Raw genomic sequence first — 6,272 nt, forward strand, 5'->3', positions numbered from 1 at the left:
CGCCCTGACGCTGGCCCCGTTCATCCGGATGACGGGCGGGCTACTGGGACTGGAAGTCGCGTCCGAAAGTGCTCTGGCGGCGGGGATCGTCATGGGGTTGATGATCGTGACGCTGATTTCATCGCTGTCAGATGACGTGATTAATTCGGTGCCGCAATCGTTGCGCGACGCGTCATTGGGGTTGGGCGCCACGCGGTCCGAAACCATCCGCAGGGTGGTGTTGCCCGCCGCTTTGCCGGGTATTTCAGGCTCGTTACTGCTGGCTGCATCAAGGGCGATTGGCGAAACCATGATCGTTTTGATGGCTGCCGGTATGGCCGCCAAACTAACGCTGAACCCGCTGGATGCGGTCACCACCATCACCGTGCAGATTGTCGCGCTTTTGACCGGTGATCAGGAATTTGACAGCGCCAAAACCCTGTCGGCCTTCGCGCTTGGGCTGTTCCTATTCATCATCACCCTTTGCATCAATGTCGTCGCTTTGCACATCGTGCGGAAATATCAGGAACAATATGATTGATCTTACCAAAAAGGCGGGCCTCAACCTGTCGGCGCGTCACCGTGCGGAACAACGGTTCCAATGGGCCGGACGCTCGGCCATTATCGTCTCGCTGTTGTTTCTGACTGTTATGGTCGGGACAATTGCCCGTGACGCAAGCGGCGTATATCGCCAAACCCAAATCGCCGTGCATGTCGATTTAAGCGCCGATCCTGCCAATGCCAGCTATGGGCGCATGATAAAATCCGCCCTGCGCGAGATGTTTCCCGATGTGACCAGCCGCCGTGATAAAAAGCGGGTGTATAATCTGGTCAGCCCCGAGGCCAGTTTCGAGGTTGCCCGAATGGTGGCTGCAAACCCTGATTTGGCTGGTGGCACCCATACACTGTGGCTAACCGCATCGGATGATCTGGACCTTTACTTGCGTGGCAAGGTCAATATCACCCTGCCCGAACGCCAGCGCCGGATTTCGGATGCCGAAATAGCATGGGTGGATGAGCTGCAAGCCGCAGGTCAGTTGCGCCGTGTGATCAACTGGGGATTTTTGACCGGAGGCGATAGCCGCGAACCGGAAATCGCCGGTATCCTCAGCGCGCTGGTCGGTTCGGCCTATTCGCTTGCGGTGTGTTTTGCGCTGGCCTTTCCAATCGGCATCGGGGCTGCGATTTACCTTGAGGAATTTGCGCCCGCCAACCGCCTGTCCGATCTGATCGAAGTGAACATCAACAATCTGGCCGCCGTGCCCTCGATCGTGTTCGGCCTGTTGGGTCTGTCGATCTTTTTGGGCTACATGGGCTTGCCGCGCTCCTCGCCGCTGGTTGGCGGCATGGTGTTAGCACTGATGACGTTACCCACAATCATCATTGCCGCACGGGCCGCGTTGCGCGCAGTGCCGCCCTCCTTCAAAGAGGCAGCATTAGCGCTGGGGGCAAGTCCGGTCCAGGCCGTGTTCCACCATGTTTTCCCTGTCGCAATGCCCGGCATGTTGACCGGCGCAATCATCGGTATGGCGCAGGCCCTAGGCGAAACAGCTCCTTTGCTGATGATCGGCATGGTCGCGTTTATCGTCGATATTCCGCAATCCATTCTGGAACCCGCCACCGCCCTGCCGGTGCAAATATTCCTCTGGGCCGATAGCCCCGAGCGCGCCTTTACCGAAAAAACTGCGGCCGCAATCATCGTTTTGCTGATCTTTTTGATCGCCATGAACCTGATCGCCATCCTGCTGCGTCGCAAACTTGAAACAAGGTTTTGAACATGGCTGACCCAATCGTCACGGCACGCGGTGTCGATATATTCTACGATACAACACAGGCCATCATTGATGTTGACCTGGATATTTTACCCAATAAGGTGACGGCACTTATCGGCCCATCGGGGTGTGGCAAATCCACGTTTTTGCGCGCCATCAACCGGATGAACGATCTGATCCCGATCTGCAGGATGAACGGCGAGATGAAAATCGCCGGACAAGATATTTATGCACCGGAAGTCGACGTGGTTGCCCTGCGCGCGCAGGTCGGCATGGTGTTTCAAAAGCCGAACCCGTTTCCAAAGTCGATCTTTGAAAACGTCGCTTACGGTTTGAAAATCCACATGATGACCACATCCAAAACCGAACTTCAGGACCGTGTGGAATGGAGCCTGAAAAGCGCCGGCCTGTGGGATGAAGTCGCCGACCGCCTTGATCAGCCGGGCAACAGCCTGTCGGGAGGCCAGCAACAGCGCCTGTGCATTGCGCGGGCTATAGCGGTGAAACCCAAGGTGATCCTGATGGACGAGCCATGTTCAGCGCTTGACCCGATTGCGACCGCCGTGGTCGAGGAGTTGATTGATAATCTGCGCAAGGATTACACAATCGTTATCGTGACCCACTCAATGCAACAGGCCGCCCGCATCTCCCAACGCACCGCATTTTTTCACCTCGGGACGTTGGTCGAATTTGGCGACACCAAAACCATTTTCACCAATCCCGTGGATGAACGCACCCAAAATTATATCACCGGACGCATCGGTTAGGATCTAAACATGCCACAGACACATATCGTCAAAAAATTCGACAAGAACCTAGAGAAAATCAAAGCGACCATCGTTGAAATGGGCGGTCTGGTTGGCCTGCAGGTCAATGATGCCACGGCAGTTTTGTCAGCCTATGACGCGGCAGAAGTTGAGCGCATTACCACGTATGACCGCATCATAAACGGCTTGAACAAAGACATCCATGATCGCGCCGAAATCCTGATTGTCCGCCGCCAGCCAATGGCGCTTGATCTGCGGCAAACTCTTGCGCCGATCAACATCGCCGGTGAGCTGGAGCGCATCGGAGACCACGCCAAATCCACCGCCAAGCGCGCCCATATCATTCACAATGCCCCACCTGAAGACGCGGCATTAGAGCTGATTGCACAGATGAGCGTGATCGTGCAGGCTATGCTTGGCGATGTTATGGTCGCCTATGGAAATGCCGACATTGATTTAGCAGCAAGGATCAGAGAGCAGGACGAAGAGGTGGATGTGTTGAATAAACAGCTGGTGCAGGGGGTGATTGAGACGCTTGCAAAAACGCCTGAAATGGCAGAAAGCCTTATCCATCTCACCCTGATTTCGCGCAACTTCGAGCGCATCGGCGACCACATCTGCAATATCGCCCGATATGTGCACCAGATCGTAACCGGCGAAGATTTGAAAGCATCAAGCCACCCTAACTCCCCCCGAACGGATACATGATGAGCATCATTTCCCCAAGAATTCTGGTGGTCGAGGACGAGCCGTCACAGGTTGAAATCCTGCGTTTCAATCTGCATCAACAAGGCTTTGATGTGTCTGTGGCGATGGATGGCGAAGAGGGATTTCAGGCCGCAATCGAGGACCCGCCGGATTTGATATTGCTTGACTGGATGTTGCCCAATATGTCCGGCATCGAAATTTGCCGCAAGCTGCGCCGCGCCAAAGAAACCCGCGAGGTTCCGGTTATCATGCTGACTGCCCGTTCCGAGGAGCGCGACAAAATTCGCGGGCTGGACATCGGGGCGGATGACTACATCACCAAGCCCTATTCGATCAAGGAGTTGATCGCCCGCATTCACAGCGCCCTGCGGCGCCCCACCGCAAGCATTGTTGAACATAAGCTTTTCGTGGGGGTGATCGAGCTGGATCTGGAAAAGCACAGGGTGATGAGTGAAGGGATTGCGATTAAACTGGGGCCGATCGAGTTTCGCCTTCTGGCCACCATGATGCAAAGCCCCGAGCGGGTTTTTTCCCGGGAACAACTGCTTGATCTGGTGTGGGGCATTTCGGCCGATCTGGAAACCCGCACTGTCGACGTTCACATTGGCCGCCTAAGACAGGCCTTGTCCGTAACAAAAGCCAAAGATCAAATCCGCACCGTGCGCGGTTATGGGTATGCAGTTAACCCTGTTTGAAATGCGCAGTGCGCGGATGTCCGCTTGTGTAGATATGTACGGACTCTCGGGGCACTTCCTGTAAATTCCCCGTTTTGGGATGGAGAGTGCTCATTATTTGGCCATATCCAACAACCCCACGTAATTATTGTCACCTGCCTTCCGAGCACCCAAGCAATATTGAATTTGGTCAATTGGCTGGCCAACCCTGCTTTAGGTGCGTAATAATTGGGCATTGGTGCTTTCAGAGCAGAGATGCTTTTGCAATCATATATTTTTCCAATGGACGATGTTTAAATAGAGAATGTTGTCCGTCGTCAGAGTTTTTGGTGTCCGTCGTCATATAAAATGGGACATCAGAGCGGTTTGAGTTTAGGAGGCTCTGGTTCGTTTGTGTAATTGATTATGCAGCTTGTTTTTGATGTTGCAAGCGGCGTTTCTGGATTGTCAGTTTCTTGATCTTTTTCCTTTCTCTGATGATGGCTTTGGCGCGCCCAAAATAGACGTCTGCAGGTGTGACGTTGTTCAGGCTCTCGTGGTAACGCTCGTTGTTGTAGTATTCGACGAAGGCCTCGATCTGGCGTTCAAGATCACCGGGCAGGTAATAGTTTTCCAGCAGAACTCGGTTCTTCATCGTTTGATGCCAACGCTCGATCTTGCCCTGGGTTTGTGGATGGAATGGTGCTCCGCGAACGTGATCCATCCTCTGCTCTTCCAGCCATTCGGCCAAATCCCCAGAGATGTAGCAAGACCCGTTGTCGCTAAGAAGGCGTGGCATGTGTCGTACAACCGCCTGATCACACCCTGATGCAGCCAGTGCCAGCTCAATCGTATCCGTCACATCCTCGGCCCGCATGTTGGTGCAAAGCTTCCACGATATGATGTAGCGGCTGTAATCATCCAAGATCGTGCTGAGATAATACCAGCCCCAACCGATGATCTTGAAGTAGGTAAAATCAGTCTGCCACATCTCATTGATGGCGGTGGTTTTATCCGTGAACTCGTCAGCGGCCTTGATTACCACATAGTCTGGTGCGGTGATCAGATCAGCAGCCTTCAGAATGCGGTAAGACGATGATTCAGAGATAAAATACCGCTTCTCATCGGTGTATTTGACCGCCAGTTCCCGTGTCGTCAGGGCTTCATGTTCCAGTGCAAACTCGATCAGATCATCCCGCCTGTCTTGAGGGATGCGGTTCCAGACAGACTTGGGCCGAGGCGAGCGATCCACCAAAGCATCAAGGCCACCTTCGACATAAGCGTCATACCAACGGTAAAACGTGGCGCGAGGTATATCCAACATATCCAGCGTTTGCTTCACTGGCAGGTGCGACCCTTCAACCGTGCGAATAATTTCCAGTTTCTCAGATGCAGGATATCTCATTCCTCGTATCCCCCAACCCCTGTCATACTTTTTTTGAGCAGGCGGTTTTCAATGGTCAGGTCGGCCACGCACTCCTTCAGAGCCATCGCTTCGCTTCGCAGATCCTTTACCTCGGGCGAGGTTGCCTGACGTGCTGTATCACCAGACAGACGACGTTTGCCCGCCTCAAGGAACTCCTTTGACCAACTGTAATACAGGCCTTCCGAGATACCTTCGCGACGGCATAGTGCGGAGATGCTTTCCTCACCGCGAAGGCCAGCTAATACAATTCGGATCTTTTCCTCGGCGGAATAGGTTTGTCTGGTTTTGCGGCGAATGCTCTTCACCAATTTATCTGCAGACGCTTTGCTGCTTCCGGATTTCTGTCTCATCTTCACTCCTTGACGGTTACGATGAACCAGAAATCCTCCGTTAACTAAACCTTAAATCTGTCCCACGAGTGCTGACGTCAGACACCTAAAACCTTCCCGCAAAACAAAGGAGACTGCGATGTCCAGCATCACAGAAGACCTGAAACGAACCTTTGATCTGGCAAGTTTTCGTCAAAGGGCCAAAAGCCTGACGCGTCCTGCTGATCTGGAAAAAATGAGCGAGATCACCAAACGCTATGCTCGCGAGGGTAACAAGCAGGAAAAGCTCTACAAACGCGATTATACAACCCGTGTTGAAAAGGCATTGCAGGCGAGGATTGATAAAGCAGGCGTGAAAGATCGGTCGTTCAAACATCGCCTTTTTGGCTCGGATAACTTCGACAAATCCGCGCTAACACGCCAAGCGCACCGCGATGTGCAACAAGACCACGCGCGCCGCATGTCGCAACTGGCAAGCCGTGAAACCCATGAACTTGATGCGTTGGTTTCGACCGCTGAACAGCGTGACGCCACCAAGCAGGAATTACGCGAAAAAACCCGCGATGATTTTCAGCGCGCTACAGATCGGCGCGCAGGACCGGCGCGGCGGCGATAGGGCTGACGTGCCATGAAATGAT

7 protein-coding genes are annotated in these 6,272 nt (G+C 53.6%); 6 read left to right on the top strand and 1 reads right to left on the bottom strand.

The window, feature by feature from the left end; translation table 11 throughout:
* From ACWB12_RS04335 to phoB, 5 genes are all read left to right on the top strand, one after another.
* Positions 1 to 520: PstC family ABC transporter permease (locus tag ACWB12_RS04335; RefSeq protein ID WP_479528841.1), on the top strand; the 520-nt coding region annotated here is incomplete at its 5' end.
* Entirely contained in the window at positions 513 to 1,754 is a 1,242-nt protein-coding gene (pstA, locus tag ACWB12_RS04340) for a phosphate ABC transporter permease PstA (RefSeq protein WP_479528842.1), read from the top strand. The genes ACWB12_RS04335 and pstA, both read left to right, overlap by 8 nt.
* Positions 1,755 to 1,756: 2 nt before the next feature.
* On the top strand, positions 1,757 to 2,518 hold the full coding sequence (gene pstB / locus ACWB12_RS04345; RefSeq protein WP_479528843.1) for a phosphate ABC transporter ATP-binding protein PstB: 762 nt from the start codon (positions 1,757 to 1,759) through the stop codon (positions 2,516 to 2,518).
* A 9-nt stretch (positions 2,519 to 2,527) separates the two neighbouring features.
* Positions 2,528 to 3,226 (top strand): phosphate signaling complex protein PhoU, encoded by a 699-nt coding sequence (gene phoU, locus ACWB12_RS04350; protein ID WP_479528844.1) that lies wholly within the window; start codon positions 2,528 to 2,530, stop codon positions 3,224 to 3,226.
* Positions 3,226 to 3,921 (top strand): phosphate regulon transcriptional regulator PhoB, encoded by a 696-nt coding sequence (gene phoB / locus ACWB12_RS04355; protein ID WP_479528845.1) that lies wholly within the window; start codon positions 3,226 to 3,228, stop codon positions 3,919 to 3,921. Before phoU ends, phoB begins: the two co-directional genes overlap by 1 nt.
* Before the next feature lie 382 nt (positions 3,922 to 4,303).
* On the opposite strand, the gene ACWB12_RS04360 is transcribed toward phoB, so the two are convergent.
* Positions 4,304 to 5,655, bottom strand: a protein-coding gene (locus tag ACWB12_RS04360; protein WP_479528846.1) for an IS3 family transposase whose coding sequence is annotated in 2 segments (ribosomal slippage) — positions 4,304 to 5,319 and positions 5,319 to 5,655 — 1,353 coding nt in all. Because the reading frame shifts where the segments join, the coding sequence is not laid out codon by codon here.
* 118 nt (positions 5,656 to 5,773) lie between these two features.
* On the opposite strand from ACWB12_RS04360, the gene ACWB12_RS04365 reads away from it, so the two are divergent.
* Entirely contained in the window at positions 5,774 to 6,250 is a 477-nt protein-coding gene (locus ACWB12_RS04365; RefSeq protein WP_479528847.1) for a hypothetical protein, read from the top strand.
* The last annotated feature ends 22 nt before the right edge of the window (positions 6,251 to 6,272 follow it).

This window comes from Profundibacter sp., from assembly GCF_056498605.1.